This window comes from Luteimonas gilva (assembly GCF_005239095.1).
In the GTDB taxonomy this organism is placed as follows: Bacteria; Pseudomonadota; Gammaproteobacteria; order Xanthomonadales; family Xanthomonadaceae; genus Luteimonas_C; species Luteimonas_C gilva.
In genome coordinates this window covers 970610-985041 of sequence record NZ_SZUA01000002.1, presented here as the reverse complement: position 1 = coordinate 985041, position 14432 = coordinate 970610, and the positions used below count along the sequence as shown (strand labels likewise).

Here is a 14432-nt window from a genome sequence, read left to right as displayed (position 1 = left end):
CAGCCGAGGTTTAGGGTGGATCGCTTCGCCTGGGTTCCTGGACGCGGTATTGACGCATCTGCGCTGGAGCGGCTTCGCTCGCATTTCCCGCGTCCTGCGCAACCGATGGGCGAAGCATGGTTCATGGGTTCGGACAGGCGCATGTTCACGGAGCTGTTGAACGACCTCGGTGACTTGCCTCCTTACGGCATTCAGAAGCCTCTCGAAGAGATCGCATCCGGAACCAGCGCTTTCGGACCGCTCGAAGAATGGAATTCTTGGTATCACCATCTGCTCGGCGCATTACTGCCACGAAGCCACGAGCATTTCGTTGACTATGTTCTCGAATATCTGATCACCGGATTCATGGCGCTCTATCCGAATGGGATACAGCAAGCACCGTATGATGGCTTCAGAGAAGATATTCTCAATTCTCTCGGCAGCGCGATCATGGACGGCTGCTGCTGGGGCGACGGCGAAATTTCCATAGGCAGAATCCTGCACCGCTCCAACAACAATCCGAATCGCGTATGGTGCTGGTGGGATGCGAGCGGCGATATGTCTTCGTCGATGTTCTTCTGCTTGAAATACCTGCCGAAACCCATGGTCGCGGACTGGTTCAGATCCGCGCTGGCCATTCCGTCGCCGCATTGGCGCGCTCAAATCATCGCGTGGCTGGTGGGATCTCACGCCATGCTTCACGATACGGCGAGGTGGCCTTCCGAATGGAAGGTCGAAGCGAGGCCCTCGGTATCGTGGGCATGGTCGCATTGCCTTCGGCCAGAGCTCGCCACGAACGAAAGAGGCTCAGAACCACCGATGCCCTCCTTGCTCCCCGACGAGTCGAAAATAGAAGCGCTTCGGGTAGTGCGCGAACACTTCACCGACGCCGTGTTCCTGGAATGGCTTTCTTCGATTGCCGAAGTGCCGTATCTGAAAACAGAATTAGCCGAAATTCCGATCACTTTCGAACATCTCTATCTCGGCGCATAAAAAAAGATTTCTCAGCCTATTAATTTCTTCGCTGAAATTCAGTGGTCTGATGAAAAATGAGCTTGGCTTGCGCTTTCCACTCATTCGATCGCTGGCCGTTTTTGCACAAACCTTTCGTCTTGAATGGAGTCGATCGACTGCGGGTTGATCGTCCCGCCGGCGACACCAGTACTCTCCCGGTGATCGTCGGCGGTTCTCTCTCCGTCGCTTTTCGACGCCTTCGCGACGAGAATCTCATCACGCATTTCGAGGCGACCTCGGATCGCGATGCGCTTGGCGGGCTAGGGACATCGTCCCGGCCGGGCCCAAGCCCGCACCGAATCCGTTCCCGCATTCGCCGCCCGCGATTTCTCAGCGTCATTCCGGTCTGCTAACTTGACCCCATGGCGGTCGGCATCCTGCTCATCACCCACCCGGGCATCGGCGCTCCGCTGGTCGAGGTGGCTACGCGCCTGCTGCGGCAGCTGCCGTTGCGGGTGGAGGCGTTCGAGGTGTCGTTCGACGGCGATCCGGACGCCTTGCTGCCCCAAGCCAGCGCCGCGCTGCGCCGGGTGGACGGCGGCCAAGGCGTACTGGTGCTGACCGATCTGTACGGGGCCACGCCCAGCAACCTGGCGGCCAAGGTGGCGCGGCTCGGCACGCCGGTGCGGCGGGTGGCGGGGCTGAGCCTGCCCATGCTGCTGCGGGTGCTGAACTACGCCGACCTGGAATTGAACGAATTGCCGGCCGTAGCCGCGGCCGGCGCCCGCAATGGAACTATTCTCGATGATGCGTGATCCCTCCCGCCCCGCCACCGCCCCCTTTCCCCATGCTTGAACGCGAACTCGTCGTCAGCAACCGCCTGGGCCTGCACGCCCGCGCCACCGCCAAGCTGGTGCAGCTGTTGTCGGGCTACCGCTGCAACGCCACCCTCACCGCCAAGGGCCGCGAGGTGAACGCTAAGAGCATCATGGGCGTGATGCTGCTTGCCGCCGGCCAAGGCACTTCGGTGATGCTGCGCGTGGACGGCGAAGACGAACAGGCCGCGGCCGACGCCGCCACCGATCTGTTCGCGCGCAATTTCGACGAGGGCTCCTGATGCGGCAGCTGCTGCCCGGCCATGGCGCATCGCGCGGCAGCGCGCTGGGCCGTGCCCGGGTCCGTTTGCCGCATGCTTTGGAAGTCGTCGAAGAACGCATCGCCGCCGAGGCGGTCGACGCCGAGCTGGCCAAACTGCACGACGCCATCGGCACTGTGCGCGGCGAGATGCGCGACCTGCGCGAGCGCCTGCACGGCGCGCTCGCGCACGAGGTCGGCGAATTCCTGGATCTGCACAGCCTGCTGCTGGACGATCCCGAACTGCTGCACGGCCTGGACGAACTGATCCGCACCGGCCGCTACAGCGCCGACTACGCACTGCGCCTGCAGCGCGACCGCCTGGCCGGCGTGTTCGCCGGCATGGACGACGCGTATTTCCGCAGCCGAGTGGAGGACATCGACCAAGTCATCGGCCGCATCCACGCCGCCCTGCACCGCCGCGACGCCGCGCCGAAGGGCGCCGCCGGCGAGATCCTGGTCACCGACAGCGTCGCCCCGGCCGAACTCGCGCAATTGCAGCAGCAAGGCGTGGTCGCGATCGTCACGTCCGCCGGCAGCGCGCTGTCGCACAGCGCGATCCTGGCGCGCAGCCTGCACCTGCCTCTGATCGTGGGCGCGGTGCAGGCGCTGCAGCGGATCAACGACGGCGACGTGCTGATGGTCGACGGCGGCACCGGCGAGCTGATCGTCGAACCCGACGCCGCCGACCTGCGCGCGCACAGCGCACGCGTGCGCGAGCTCAAGCGCGAACGCAAGCAGCTGTACCGGCTGCGGCGCGAACCGGCCCGCACGCTGGACGGCGTCGACATCAAGCTGTACGCCAACGCCGAATCGCGCGAGGACGTGGCCGAGGCGCATGCGCTGGGCGCGGCCGGCATCGGCCTGTACCGCACCGAATTCCTGTTCCTGCAGCGCAACGAGCTGCCGGACGAAGAGGAACAGTTTCGCGCCTACCGCGACGTGGTGCTCGGCATGACCGGCCGCGTCGTGACGATCCGCACCCTGGATTTGGGCGCCGACAAGGCCGACCGCACCGGCCTGGTGCTGAGCGGCGAGCCGAATCCGGCGCTGGGCCTGCGCGGCGTACGCCTGTCGCTATCGCGCGCGGATTTGTTCGAAACGCAATTGCGGGCGATCGTCCGAGCCAGCGGCTACGGCCCGGTGCGGATCCTGGTGCCGATGGTCAGCGGCCGCGAAGAAATGGTTTCGGTGCGCCGGCTGCTCAAGCGCGTGATCCGGGACGTGCGCAGCGCCGGCCACGAGATCGCCGAGCAGATCCCGCTGGGCGCGATGATCGAAGTGCCGGCGGCGGCGATCGCCCTGCCCGGCTTCATCGGCGCGATCGATTTCATCTCGGTGGGCACCAACGATCTGGTGCAATACCTGTTGGCGGCCGACCGCAACAACGATGCTTTGGCCGACCTCTACTCGCCGCTGCACCCGGCCGTGCTGCGTTTGCTGCACACGGTGATCCGCACCGCGCACATGCGCGGCAAGCCGGTCGCGGTATGCGGGGAAATGGCCGGCGACGCCTTGTTCACCCCGCTGCTGCTGGCGCTGGGACTGGCAGAATTCAGCTTGCACCCGGCAACGCTATTGGAAGTGCGCAAGGCCGTGCGCGAAGCCGACCTGGCCGACTTGCGCAAGCGCAGCAGCGCATTGCTGCGCGCGCGCGATCGCGAGGCGATCGAACGCTGGATGGCGATGACAACTGCTTCTCCGTAGAGTCGAGCCTGCTCGACTCTACAAAAGCGCTACGAACTAGGCCTCGTCACTGACAGGGACTCGGCCCCGCCTGGAACGCGGCCACGGTTTCGCCTTTGCGATGGTCCACCAATAAGAACCACAAACCGGGCTCCACCCAATCGCCGGTTTCCTGGCTGCCTTCGGCCTTGTTCGTGCCCAGGAACACTTGCCCACCCGGGGCGCGCAGGCGCAACTCGAGATCGATCTTCTCCGCCGCCGGCACTTGCCAGCGCACGGTGCCGCGATAGGCCTGGCCGCGCGCTTTGCAGCTGTCGGCCGATTGCGGCTGGAGTTCGAAGCTCACCCCATCCCGGTGGAACGCTTCGCTAGGCGCGGCCTGCGGCGCCTCGTTGCGGCTGCAGGCAGTCGACAACAGCAGGGCCGCCAAGATCAGTATTCGCATGACCATCTCCTGGATTGCTCCGAGCCTAGCCATCCTCGCGTGAGGATCGTATGCACGCCATGGGTAGGCGCAGCCGGCTTCGCGGGCGATAATGTCCGCATGAACGCCTGACCCGGTCGCGCCCGCGTGGTGCGACGCCGCCCACCGGAAGCACGCATGGCCGAAGCCGTCCGCCACGACAAGACCGCGCGCCAGCTGCGATTGCTGTCCGACGCCCTGGACAGCGGCCGGCTCGGGCCCGTGCGCCGGCTGGTCAACACCTTGTCGCCGGCGGAGATCGGCAACCTGCTCGAATCCTTGCCGCCGGGCAAGCGCGAAGTGGTGTGGGGCCTGGTCGATCCGGAAGACGACGGCGAGGTGCTGGTCCACGTCGGCGAGGAAGTGCGCGAGAGCCTGCTCGCGGACATGGATCCCGACGAAATCGTCGCCGCGGTCGAAGACCTGGATATCGACGACTTGGCGGATCTGGTCGAAGACCTGCCCGACACCGTCATCGACGAAGTGCTCAAGTCGATGGACCGCGAGAACCGCGAGCGCCTGGAACAGGTGCTGTCCTACGACGAGGACACCGCCGGCCGCTTGATGAATCCGGACGTGGTGACGGTGCGCGCCGACACCACCGTCGACGTGGTGCTGCGCTATCTGCGCCTGCGCGGCGAGTTGCCCGAGCACACCGACCATCTGTACGTGGTCAGCCGCCGCCACCAGTACTTGGGCCGGATCGCCCTGCAGGCCTTGCTGACCCACGAGGCGAACACGCCGATCAATCAGCTGGTCGACGGCGAACAGCCGGCGATCGACGTATCCGAATCGTCGGAAGAAGTCGCGCGCCAATTCTCCGACCACGACTGGATCAGCGCGCCCGTGGTGGACGACAACAACATCCTGCTCGGCCGCATCACCATCGACGACGTGGTCGACATCATCCGCGAGCAGGCCGAGCATCAGGCCTTGAGCGCGGCCGGCCTGGACGAGGACGAGGATTTGTTCAGCCCTGTACGGCGCGCGTTCCGGCGCCGGCTGATTTGGCTCAGCGTCAACCTGTGCACCGCGTTCCTGGCCGCGAGCGTGGTCGGCCGTTTCGAAGGCACGATCCAGAAGATCGTGGCGCTGGCGGTGCTGATGCCGATCGTCGCCGGCATGGGCGGCAACGCCGGCACCCAAGTGTTCGCGCTGATGGTGCGCGGCCTGGCGCTGGGGCAGATCGGCCGCTCGAACGTGCCGACCCTGGTGTGGAAGGAAGTGCGCGTGGCGCTGATCAACGGCGTCACCTTAGGCCTGCTGCTCGGCACGATCGTCTGGCTGTGGTACCGCGACATCAAACTGTCGGCGGTGATCGCCACCGCCCTGACCATCAATTTGTGCTCGGCGGCGCTGGCCGGCGTGTTCGTGCCGGTGACGCTGAAGCGGCTAGGCTTCGACCCGGCCTTGGCCGGCGGCGTCATTTTGACCACCGTCACCGACGTGATGGGGTTCCTGAGCTTCCTCGGATTGGCGACGCTGATACTGTTGGGTTGATTCCCTTCTCCTAGCAACGTCGCTACGCCGAACCCTCACCCCACTCCCTCTCCCGGCGGGAGAGGGGCTCAAGTGGAAGCGCAATGATCGCTGCCGCGAAAAACGGCAGAATCGCCCTGTCATGAGCCCTAAAGCCAACCCCGTCGACTACGACACCGTCCGCCAGGTCGCCGCGGGCTTCCCCGGCGTTGAAGAAGGCGCGTCCTACGGCACGCCCGCGCTGAAAGTGCGCGGCAAACTGCTGGCCAGGCTGCGCGAAGACGGCCGCACCTTGGTGCTGAAATGCGATTTCATCCAACGCGAGATGCTGATGCAGGCGGCGCCGGACGTGTTCTTCTTCACCGACCACTACCGCGACTATCCGTTGGTCCTGATCGACCTGCCCAAGGTTTCGCGCAAGGCTTTGCCTGGCCTGATCGAAGACGCTTGGCGGCCGCTCGCCAACCGGAAGCAGATCGCGGAATACGAGGAGCGCCGGCCATGATCCGGTGGCGCCGTTGGCGCATGCTGCTGACCTGCGCGCTGCTGTGCCTAACCGCCTGCGCCGGCATGCCGGACAAGCGCGACCGAGGGACGTTCGTCATGCGCGAAATCGAAGTGGCCGGCACGCGATACCGTTATCAGGTGTTCGTGCCGATGCAGGTCCGGGAGGCGAAAACGCCGGTCGTGCTGTTCTTGCACGGCTCGGGCGAGCGCGGGGACGACGGCGTCAAGCAGACGGCGGCCGGGCTCGGGCCTTACGTGCATGCGCATGCCGCCGAATTTCCGGCGATCGCCGTATTTCCGCAGATTCCCGAAGGCCAGGAATGGAGCGACAACGCCGCACTGGCGATGGCCGTGCTGGACGCGGCGACGCGCGAATTCGGCGGCGATCCGGACCGCACCTATCTCACCGGCTTGTCGATGGGCGGTTACGGCACCTGGGACCTCGCCCTGATGCAGCCCGGCCGCTTTGCCGCGCTCGTGCCGATCTGCGCAGGCGTGCAGCCGCACCCGCAACGCCCGACCCTGCGCGTGCAATCGGTATTGGGCGAGTCCGATCCGTTCGCCGCCGCGGCGCAACGGCTGCGCGGCACGCCAATTTGGATATTCCACGGCGCCAAGGACGATGCGGTGCCGCCGGAACAATCCCGGCGCATGGCGTCGGCATTGAAGGCGGCCGGCGCTCGGGATGCGCGCTATACCGAATTTCCGGAGGCGAACCACAACTCGTGGGATCCGGCCTACGCCACGCCCGAGCTGTGGACCTGGCTTTGGCGGCAACGGAGAACCGCGCGATGATCCCTCTGCGCGCATCGCTCGCTGTGTTCGCGCTATGGACCTGCGCGGAATCCGCGCCGGCGCAGACGACGATCCACGAAACCCAATTCGCCATGCAAGCCGAGCGGCGGATCGGTTACGAATACCGCCAAGACATCGACGCCGCTTTGCGGCTGGCGCTCGAAGGCGATCCCGCCGCGGCCTGGAAGAAACTCCGGCCCGCGCTCGACTACTGCGATGCGCAACAGCGGCCTGGATTGCGCGTCCTCGGCTTCGCCGACAAAGAGCAATACGAGACCTATCTCGTCGAATTCCCTTCCGACCAGCCGACCGAGTGGATCGACGCCGCTTGCCCCTCGGCCTATTACCACGCGGGCTATCTGCACGTCGGCGCGAAATCCTTCGCCGAAGCGGAGACGATGCTCGACAAGGCCATCGCCATGGGGCCTTACGACCCCGATCCGTACGTGGAAAAAGGATTCGCCATGAACCAACAGGGCAAGCTGAAGGAAGGGATCGAAACCTACCGCAAAGCGATCGTCTTGGCGGAACGCTGGCCGAAGCAAAAGCTCGCCAAGGCGCGCGCGCTCCGCGGCATCGGTTGGGCCTATGTCGAAATGGGTGACTTGGACGCGGCGCAGCAAGCCTACGAAGCGTCGCTGACCGTCGAGACGGACAACGACTTGGCGAAGCGAGAACTCGAATACATCGCCAAGCAGCGCGCCAAGCCGGCGAGACCCACACCGTAGAGTCGAGCCTGCTCGACTGCTCGGCTTTGTAGAGCGGAGCTTGCTCCGCTGCGCTTGCTTTTCGACAGCCGAGATCAAAAGCAGTCGAGGAGGCTCGACTCTACGGCGCCAGCAAGGCCTCGAGCACCGCCATCCGCACCGCCACGCCGTTGGCGACCTGCTTGAGGATCAGCGATTGCGGCCCGTCGGCGACGTCGTCGTCGATCTCCACGCCGCGATTCATCGGACCGGGATGCATCACGACCGCATCGGAGGCCGTGCGGCGCAGGCGAGCCGCGGTCAGACCGTAGTCGCGGTGATAGTCGTCCAGGGAGGCCACCAGCCCCTCTTCCATCCGCTCGCGCTGCAAGCGCAGCATCATCACCGCATCGACGCCTTCCAATGCGGCGTCGAGATCGTCGCCGATCCGGCAGCCGGCCGTCACCTCCCCCTCGGGCAGCAACGAAGCCGGCGCGCAAATGCGGATCTCCGCGGCGCCCAGCGTGCGCAGCGCATGCAGGTCCGAGCGCGCCACGCGCGAATGCTTGACGTCGCCGACGATCAGCACTTTCAGCCCGCCCAGGTCGCCCTTGGCTTGGCGCAGCGTGAGCATGTCCAACAGGCCCTGGGTGGGATGCGCATGGCGGCCGTCCCCGGCGTTGATCAGCGCGGTGCCCGGGTTCGCCGCTTCGGCCAACGCCGCGACGGCGCCGTCCTGCGCATGGCGGACGATGAAGCCGCGCACGCCCATCGCCTCGATGTTCTTCAGCGTATCGCGCGCGGTCTCGCCCTTCGTCGCCGACGATGTGGCCGCTTCGAAATTGAGCACGTCCGCGCCCAGCCGCTGCGCGGCGCGCTGGAAGCTGAGCCGGGTGCGGGTCGACGGTTCGAAGAACAGGGTGCAAACGGCCGTGGCGGTCAGCAAGCGGTCCGCGCCTTCGTCGACGATGGATTGCGCGCGGTCGAGCAATTGCAGCAGTTGCTCGCGCGACAGGCCTTCGAGCGTGAGCAGGTGGCGCAGGCGTCCGTTTTCGTCGACTTGGTTCATGCTAGCTCGATGTAAAAGCCCCTCTCCCACCGGGAGAGAGGTTGGGGGTGAGGGTTCGGCGAAGTTGCGCCGTTTCCGTATTCGCGAGAGGCGTCGGCTGACGTTTATGATCGTTCATATCCGCCACCCAACTTCGCCGAACCCTCATCCGGCGCTTCGCGCCACCTTCTCCCGGTGGGAGAAGGAACACTCAAACCACTTCCACCGCGTCCTGCGGCGAAGCCAGCCAACGCTCTACGATCACCGCCGCCGCCACCGCATCCAGCGCCGCGGCATCGCGGCGCCGCTTGCGGCCTTCGGCGCGGTCGGCCGCGAAACGCTGCGCGGCTTCGATCGAACTGGTGCGCTCGTCGACCATCACCACCGGCAACGCGTAACGCGTGCGCAGCGCGCGCGCGAACTCGCGCGCGCGTTGTCGGATCGGTTGGTCGCCGCCGTCCAAGGTCATCGGATCGCCGACGACCAAGCCGTCCGGTCGCCATTCCTTGCGCAGCTTGTCGATGGCGCCCCAATCCGGGCCGTTGGCGTGCACGTCGACCACGGCCAATGCGCGCGCATGGTGTCCGAACGCGCTGCCCACCGCTACGCCGATGCGGCGCGCGCCGACGTCGAAACCGAGCACGGTGCCGTCGCGCTTGATCGGAGCGATGTCGGGCCGACTCTCGCCAGCCCGGCCGTTATCAAGCCGGCCGTTATCAAGCGTGTCCGGCATAGTCGGCCATCCGGGTCATGTCCACGCCGATGCGACCGGCCGCGGCATGCCAGCGTTCTTCCAGCGGCAGGTCGAACAACAACTCGGCATCGGCCGGCGCGGTCAGCCAGCTGTTCTCGCCCAGTTCGTGCTCCAACTGCCCGGCGCCCCAACCGGCGCAGCCCAGCGCCACGATCACCTGATCCGGCCCTTCGCCGCGCGCCATCGCTTCGAGGATGTCGCGCGACGTGGTCAGCCGCAGGTTGGCGGCGATGGTCAGGGTCGAATCCCAATCGCCGCCGTCGTGCAGCACGAAACCGCGCTCGGGATGCACAGGGCCGCCAGCGAGCACGATCTGGTTGCGCAGCGATTCGTCGTCGGTCTCGATCTGCATCTGCGCGAGCACATCGCCCAGCGTGTATTCGGAGGCGCGGTTCAGCAGCACGCCCATCGCGCCGTCGCCGTCGTGTTGGCAGATCAGGGCCACGGCGCGCGCGAAATTGGGGTCGGACAACGCCGGCAGCGCGATCAGCAGCTGGTTAGCGAGTTGGATCGTATCGTCCGGCATGCGCCCATTCTAGCAGCGTCGATCCTGGCCCCGAACCGCCCCGGCTCAGGCGCCCGCGGGCCGACCCGGTGCCATCGGCTCGTCCGGCAGCCGGGTCCGGAACCACCCGTCCATGAAATTGAACAGAAAACCGTAATTGCCGTGGTAGCGGATGTGGTGCAGATGATGGCGGCGGCTGGCCGAGAGCCAGTGGTCGTGGCCCGCGGCCGGAGCGAAGTCGTAATTGGAGTGGCCCAGATTGTTCAGCAACAGGCTCATCACCGGCAGCGACAACAGCGCCGCGAAACTGAAATCGTGCAGCAACATCGGCAACAGGATCACGTTGCCGAGCAGGATCGCTTCCAGCGGATGGAAGCTGTAGGTAGAAAACGGTGTGGTCACCAGCGAACGATGGTGTTGGGCGTGGAAACGGCGCAGCGGCTTGGTGTGCAGCAAGCGATGGTTGGCGTAGAAATGGATGTCGTTCCAGACCAGCAATACCGCCATCTCCATCGCGATCCGCAGCGGGCCGGGGTCCTGCGCCAGGCGCGCCCAACCCCAGTGCAGGAAGGCCCAAGGGAGGATCGAGCCGATGCCGAAAATCGAAATCGACAGGGCGGACCACGAAAGCTCGTAACGGATCTGTCCGTCGCGCAGCGGCTTGGCATCGATGCGATGCCCGGCCCGCAACGCCGGCAATAGGTACCGCGTCAGCAGCCAGTTGCCGCCGCACAGCGCGATGTAGATGCCAGCGAAGAAGGCCAGGCCCCAGGCCATCGCGGCCCAAGGCGGGCATGCCGCGAAGTCGTTGCCGAGATTGACGAAGAATCGGCCGATGCCCATGCCGATATCGTGTCACGATAGGCGCATGTCCGGATACTGCGATTTCGCCCCAGGCCACCCGGTCCACGGGCCCTACCACGACACCGAATACGGCTTCCCGCAGCGCGACGAATCCGCGCTGTTCGAGCGCCTGATCCTGGAGATCAACCAGGCCGGCCTGAGCTGGGAAACGATCCTGAAGAAACGCGAAGGCTTCCGCCGCGCCTACGACGGCTTCGACGTCGACAAGATCGCCCGTTACGGCGAACGCGCCCGGCAACGCCTGCTCGCCGACCCGGGCATCATCCGCAACGGCTTGAAGGTCGATGCGGCGATCCACAACGCCAAAGTCGTGCAAGGCTTGCGCAAGTCGCATGGCGGCTTCGCGCAATGGCTGGACGCGCACCATCCGCTGTCCAAGGCCGAATGGGTGAAGCTGTTCAAGAAGACCTTCCGCTTCACCGGCGGCGAGATCACCGGCGAATTCCTGATGAGCTTGGGCTATCTGCCCGGCGCGCACCGCGCCGATTGCCCGGCGATGAAGAAGATCGCCAAGCTCAAACCGAAGTGGATGAGCGCCTGACCGCTTGAGGTGCTGGCTTTTGTGGGAGCGGCTTCAGCCGCGAGCTCTTCCTTCGGGCTGCTGCGAAGCGCGGCAAAAATTCGCGGCTAAAAACCGCTCCCACAAGAGCGCAACGTCAGACGCCGAACTGCAGTTCCTGCGGCGTGGCGACGCGCACGTCGACCACTTCCACGTCGATCTTGAAGGTCTTGCCGGCCAGCGGATGATTGCCGTCCACGGTGATCGTGTCGCCGTCGACGCCGGTGACCACCACGTCCAGCGGTCCGCGCGCGGTTTGCGCCAGCAGCTTCTCGCCCACTTCGGGCGCGCGTGCGCTGTTGAACATCGAACGCGGCAGGGTCTGCACCAATTCCGGATGGTGCGCGCCGAAGCCCTGCTCCGGCGGCACGCTCACCTCGAACTGGTCGCCGGCCTGCTTGCCCGCCAGCGCCTTCTCCAGCCCGGGCACGATTCCGCCCGTGCCGTGCATGTGGACCGCGGGGTCCTGACCGCGCGTCGTGGTCAGCTGCCTGCCGTCCTGGTCGAACAGCGTGAAATGGAACGTGGCGATGCGGCGGTCAGCGATTTCCATGAAGTTCCCTCTTCGGCGGCGATGGCCGGGGACTATGCCGGCCGGATCGTTAAAATAATGCGTATCCCGGGCACAAAAAAGCCGGGGCGGGCCCGGCTTCTTCGCATCGCGCGCAGGCATCTCAACGCACTTCGGCGACTTCCACCCCGTCCAGCCCCTGCGCCAGCGTGTGCGCATCGCCGCCCTGAGCCAGCTTGATCTTCAGCCGCACTTCGTTGGCCGAATCGGCGTAGCGCAGCGCGTCTTCGTAGCTGATCTCGCCGGCCTGGTAAAGCTCGAACAGGCTTTGGTCGAAGGTCTTCATGCCCAGGTTGGTGGATTCCTTCATCACTTCCTTCAGCTTGTGGATCTCGCCGTCGCGGATGTAGTCCTGCACCAGCGGCGTGCCGAGCAGGATCTCCATCGCCACGCGCCGGGCCTTGCCGTCCACCGTCGGCAGCAGCTGCTGCGCGACCACGCCCTTCAGGTTCAGCGACAGGTCCATCAACAACTGGCTGCGGCGGTCTTCCGGGAAGAAGTTGATCATGCGGTCCATCGCCTGGTTGGCGTTGTTCGCGTGCAGCGTGCACAGCACCAGGTGGCCGGTTTCGGCGAAGGCGATGGCGTGGTCCATGCCTTCGCGGGTGCGCACCTCGCCGATCATGATCACGTCCGGCGCCTGGCGCAGCGTGTTCTTCAGCGCGTTCTCCCAGTTGTCGGTGTCGATGCCGACTTCGCGCTGGGTGATGATGCAGCCTTCGTGCTTGTGCACGAATTCGATCGGGTCTTCGATGGTGATGATGTGGCCGGTCGAGTTCTGGTTGCGGTAGCCGATCATCGCGGCGAGCGAGGTCGTCTTGCCGGTGCCGGTGGCGCCGACGAAGATGATGATGCCGCGCTTGGTCATCGCCAGGGTCTTGATGATCGGCGGCAGATTCAACTCTTCCACCGTCGGGATCTTGGTCTCGATCCGGCGCAGCACCATGCCCACCTGGTTGCGCTGGTAGAAGCAGCTGACGCGGAAGCGGCCCACGCCGCTCAGGCCGATCGCGAAGTTGCACTCATGGGTCTTTTCGAACTCTTCGCGCTGCGGCGGCGACATCACGTTCAGCACCAGGTCGCGGCTCTGCTGCGGGGTGAGCGCGTTCTGGGTGATCGGCGAAATCTTGCCGTTGACCTTCATCGACGGCGGCATGCCGGCGGTGATGAACAAGTCCGACGCCTTCTGGTGCGCCATCAGCTTGAGGAACGAAGTGAAATCGATGGTGCTCATAAGGTCTCCCGGTCCTTACTTCGCGGTCCGCGCAGGGCGAGGACGGCGCGAAAATCATTCGAACAACCGCTTGTCCTTGGCGTAGTCCTTCGCCTGGTGGCGCGTGACCATGCCGCGCTTGACCAGATCCTGCAGGTGCTGGTCGAGCGTCATCATTCCGTACTGCTGGCCGGTCTGGATCGCCGAGTACATCTGCGCGACCTTGTCCTCGCGGATCAGGTTGCGGATGGCGGGGATGCCGACCATGATTTCCCAAGCCGCGGTGCGGCCGCCGCCGGTCTTCTTCAGCAGCGCCTGCGAGATCACCGCGCGCAGCGATTCGGACAGCATCGAGCGCACCATCGGCTTCTCGCCGGCGGGGAACACGTCGATGATGCGGTCGATGGTCTTGGCCGCCGAGCTGGTGTGCAGGGTGGCGAACACCAAGTGGCCGGTTTCCGCGGCGGTCAGCGCCAGGCGGATGGTTTCGATGTCGCGCATTTCGCCGACCAGGATGTAGTCCGGGTCTTCGCGCAGCGCCGACCTCAGCGCTTCGTTGAAGCCGTGCGTGTCGCGGTGCACTTCGCGCTGGTTGATCAGGCACTTCTGCGAGGTGTGCACGAATTCGATCGGGTCTTCGACCGAGAGGATGTGGCCGTATTCGTTCTTGTTGATGTGGTCGAGCATCGCCGCCAGCGTGGTCGACTTGCCCGAACCGGTCGGCCCGGTCACCAGGATCAGGCCCTGCGGCTGGTCGATCAGCTCCTTGAAGATGCGCGGGCAGCCCAAGTCTTCGAGCGTCAGCACTTCGGAAGGAATGGTGCGGAACACCGCGCCGGCGCCGCGGTTCTGGTTGAAGGCGTTGACGCGGAAGCGCGCCAGGCTCGGGATCTCGAACGAGAAGTCGACTTCGAGGAATTCTTCGTAGTCGCGGCGCTGCTTGTCCGACATGATGTCGTAGACCAGCGCATGCACTTGCTTGTGGTCGAGCGCGGGAATGTTGATCCGGCGCACGTCGCCGTCCACGCGGATCATCGGCGGCAGGCCCGCCGACAGGTGCAAGTCGGAGGCTTTGTTCTTGACCGAAAAGGCCAGCAGTTCAGCGATATCCATGCGCAGCTTCCCCGAGCGGCGTGATGAGGCCCCGGCCGCGATCGTCCGCGACTGGAACGGATGGTGTCCCCGCAGGCAGTATAGCGCTCAAATCCGGCCGTCAACCGGAATTTCAGACGGAT

17 protein-coding genes are annotated in these 14432 nt (G+C 65.3%); 9 read left to right on the top strand and 8 right to left on the bottom strand.

Going from position 1 to position 14432, the window contains the following annotated elements:
- Positions 1-15: 15 nt before the first annotated feature.
- The 4 genes from FCE95_RS12470 to ptsP all read left to right on the top strand — a co-directional run bounded on the left by FCE95_RS12470 (position 16) and on the right by ptsP (position 3774).
- Entirely contained in the window at positions 16-972 is a 957-nt protein-coding gene (locus FCE95_RS12470; protein WP_137267332.1) for a hypothetical protein, read from the top strand.
- Positions 973-1355: 383 nt separating this feature from the next.
- A complete protein-coding gene (locus tag FCE95_RS12465) occupies positions 1356-1748 on the top strand; it encodes a PTS sugar transporter subunit IIA (RefSeq protein WP_137267331.1) in 393 nt (130 codons plus the stop codon).
- Positions 1749-1780: 32 nt separating this feature from the next.
- Complete coding sequence (locus FCE95_RS12460) at positions 1781-2050, top strand: HPr family phosphocarrier protein (protein WP_137267330.1); 270 nt, start codon at positions 1781-1783, stop codon at positions 2048-2050.
- On the top strand, positions 2050-3774 hold the full coding sequence (ptsP, locus tag FCE95_RS12455) for a phosphoenolpyruvate--protein phosphotransferase (protein WP_137267329.1): 1725 nt from the start codon (positions 2050-2052) through the stop codon (positions 3772-3774). The genes FCE95_RS12460 and ptsP overlap by 1 nt, the downstream gene beginning before the upstream one ends.
- Before the next feature lie 46 nt (positions 3775-3820).
- On the opposite strand, the gene FCE95_RS12450 is transcribed toward ptsP, so the two are convergent.
- Positions 3821-4198, bottom strand: coding sequence for a hypothetical protein (locus tag FCE95_RS12450; RefSeq protein WP_137267328.1), 378 nt, complete (start codon positions 4196-4198; stop codon positions 3821-3823).
- Between the two features lie 156 nt (positions 4199-4354).
- On the opposite strand from FCE95_RS12450, the gene mgtE reads away from it, so the two are divergent.
- The 4 genes from mgtE (at position 4355) to FCE95_RS12430 (ending at position 7725) form a co-directional block, all read left to right on the top strand.
- Positions 4355-5716 (top strand): magnesium transporter, encoded by a 1362-nt coding sequence (gene mgtE, locus FCE95_RS12445; RefSeq protein ID WP_137267327.1) that lies wholly within the window; start codon positions 4355-4357, stop codon positions 5714-5716.
- Between the two features lie 121 nt (positions 5717-5837).
- Entirely contained in the window at positions 5838-6200 is a 363-nt protein-coding gene (locus FCE95_RS12440; protein ID WP_137267326.1) for an MmcQ/YjbR family DNA-binding protein, read from the top strand.
- Entirely contained in the window at positions 6197-6997 is an 801-nt protein-coding gene (locus tag FCE95_RS12435) for a carboxylesterase family protein (RefSeq protein ID WP_137267325.1), read from the top strand. Before FCE95_RS12440 ends, FCE95_RS12435 begins: the two co-directional genes overlap by 4 nt.
- Positions 6994-7725 carry a tetratricopeptide repeat protein gene (locus FCE95_RS12430; protein ID WP_137267324.1) on the top strand — a complete coding sequence of 244 codons (732 nt, stop codon included), beginning with the start codon at positions 6994-6996 and terminating at the stop codon, positions 7723-7725. The genes FCE95_RS12435 and FCE95_RS12430 overlap by 4 nt, the downstream gene beginning before the upstream one ends.
- Before the next feature lie 100 nt (positions 7726-7825).
- On the opposite strand, the gene FCE95_RS12425 is transcribed toward FCE95_RS12430, so the two are convergent.
- The 4 genes from FCE95_RS12425 to FCE95_RS12410 form a co-directional block, all read right to left on the bottom strand.
- Positions 7826-8752, bottom strand: a complete 927-nt coding sequence (locus tag FCE95_RS12425) for an aspartate carbamoyltransferase catalytic subunit (protein WP_137267323.1) — start codon at positions 8750-8752, stop codon at positions 7826-7828.
- Between the two features lie 190 nt (positions 8753-8942).
- Positions 8943-9464, bottom strand: a complete 522-nt coding sequence (ruvX, locus tag FCE95_RS12420) for a Holliday junction resolvase RuvX (RefSeq protein ID WP_137267322.1) — start codon at positions 9462-9464, stop codon at positions 8943-8945.
- Positions 9448-10011, bottom strand: a complete 564-nt coding sequence (locus FCE95_RS12415) for a YqgE/AlgH family protein (protein WP_137267321.1) — start codon at positions 10009-10011, stop codon at positions 9448-9450. Before FCE95_RS12415 ends, ruvX begins: the two co-directional genes overlap by 17 nt.
- Positions 10012-10056: 45 nt before the next feature.
- A complete protein-coding gene (locus tag FCE95_RS12410) occupies positions 10057-10833 on the bottom strand; it encodes a sterol desaturase family protein (protein WP_223266885.1) in 777 nt (258 codons plus the stop codon).
- A 25-nt stretch (positions 10834-10858) separates the two neighbouring features.
- Here FCE95_RS12410 and FCE95_RS12405 point away from each other — a divergent pair, with 25 nt between their 5' ends.
- Positions 10859-11395 (top strand): DNA-3-methyladenine glycosylase I, encoded by a 537-nt coding sequence (locus FCE95_RS12405; RefSeq protein WP_137267320.1) that lies wholly within the window; start codon positions 10859-10861, stop codon positions 11393-11395.
- Positions 11396-11510: 115 nt separating this feature from the next.
- On the opposite strand, the gene FCE95_RS12400 is transcribed toward FCE95_RS12405, so the two are convergent.
- The 3 genes from FCE95_RS12400 to FCE95_RS12390 all read right to left on the bottom strand — a co-directional run bounded on the left by FCE95_RS12400 (position 11511) and on the right by FCE95_RS12390 (position 14310).
- Complete coding sequence (locus FCE95_RS12400) at positions 11511-11966, bottom strand: FKBP-type peptidyl-prolyl cis-trans isomerase (RefSeq protein WP_189644742.1); 456 nt, start codon at positions 11964-11966, stop codon at positions 11511-11513.
- A 121-nt stretch (positions 11967-12087) separates the two neighbouring features.
- Positions 12088-13218 carry a PilT/PilU family type 4a pilus ATPase gene (locus FCE95_RS12395; protein ID WP_137267318.1) on the bottom strand — a complete coding sequence of 377 codons (1131 nt, stop codon included), beginning with the start codon at positions 13216-13218 and terminating at the stop codon, positions 12088-12090.
- Between the two features lie 54 nt (positions 13219-13272).
- Entirely contained in the window at positions 13273-14310 is a 1038-nt protein-coding gene (locus FCE95_RS12390; RefSeq protein ID WP_137267317.1) for a type IV pilus twitching motility protein PilT, read from the bottom strand.
- Between the last annotated feature and the right edge of the window lie 122 nt (positions 14311-14432).

Excerpts from the sequence above, each read along its gene's own strand:
- FCE95_RS12465 (WP_137267331.1), top strand. The coding sequence starts at position 1,356 with ATGGCGGTCGGCATCCTGCTCATCACCCACCCGGGCATCGGCGCTCCG.
- FCE95_RS12460 (WP_137267330.1), top strand. The coding sequence starts at position 1,781 with ATGCTTGAACGCGAACTCGTCGTCAGCAACCGCCTGGGCCTGCACGCC.
- ptsP (WP_137267329.1), top strand. The coding sequence starts at position 2,050 with ATGCGGCAGCTGCTGCCCGGCCATGGCGCATCGCGCGGCAGCGCGCTG.
- FCE95_RS12450 (WP_137267328.1), bottom strand. The coding sequence starts at position 4,198 with ATGCGAATACTGATCTTGGCGGCCCTGCTGTTGTCGACTGCCTGCAGC.
- mgtE (WP_137267327.1), top strand. The coding sequence starts at position 4,355 with ATGGCCGAAGCCGTCCGCCACGACAAGACCGCGCGCCAGCTGCGATTG.
- FCE95_RS12440 (WP_137267326.1), top strand. The coding sequence starts at position 5,838 with ATGAGCCCTAAAGCCAACCCCGTCGACTACGACACCGTCCGCCAGGTC.
- FCE95_RS12435 (WP_137267325.1), top strand. The coding sequence starts at position 6,197 with ATGATCCGGTGGCGCCGTTGGCGCATGCTGCTGACCTGCGCGCTGCTG.
- FCE95_RS12430 (WP_137267324.1), top strand. The coding sequence starts at position 6,994 with ATGATCCCTCTGCGCGCATCGCTCGCTGTGTTCGCGCTATGGACCTGC.
- FCE95_RS12425 (WP_137267323.1), bottom strand. The coding sequence starts at position 8,752 with ATGAACCAAGTCGACGAAAACGGACGCCTGCGCCACCTGCTCACGCTC.
- ruvX (WP_137267322.1), bottom strand. The coding sequence starts at position 9,464 with ATGCCGGACACGCTTGATAACGGCCGGCTTGATAACGGCCGGGCTGGC.
- FCE95_RS12415 (WP_137267321.1), bottom strand. The coding sequence starts at position 10,011 with ATGCCGGACGATACGATCCAACTCGCTAACCAGCTGCTGATCGCGCTG.
- FCE95_RS12410 (WP_223266885.1), bottom strand. The coding sequence starts at position 10,833 with ATGGGCATCGGCCGATTCTTCGTCAATCTCGGCAACGACTTCGCGGCA.
- FCE95_RS12405 (WP_137267320.1), top strand. The coding sequence starts at position 10,859 with ATGTCCGGATACTGCGATTTCGCCCCAGGCCACCCGGTCCACGGGCCC.
- FCE95_RS12400 (WP_189644742.1), bottom strand. The coding sequence starts at position 11,966 with ATGGAAATCGCTGACCGCCGCATCGCCACGTTCCATTTCACGCTGTTC.
- FCE95_RS12395 (WP_137267318.1), bottom strand. The coding sequence starts at position 13,218 with ATGAGCACCATCGATTTCACTTCGTTCCTCAAGCTGATGGCGCACCAG.
- FCE95_RS12390 (WP_137267317.1), bottom strand. The coding sequence starts at position 14,310 with ATGGATATCGCTGAACTGCTGGCCTTTTCGGTCAAGAACAAAGCCTCC.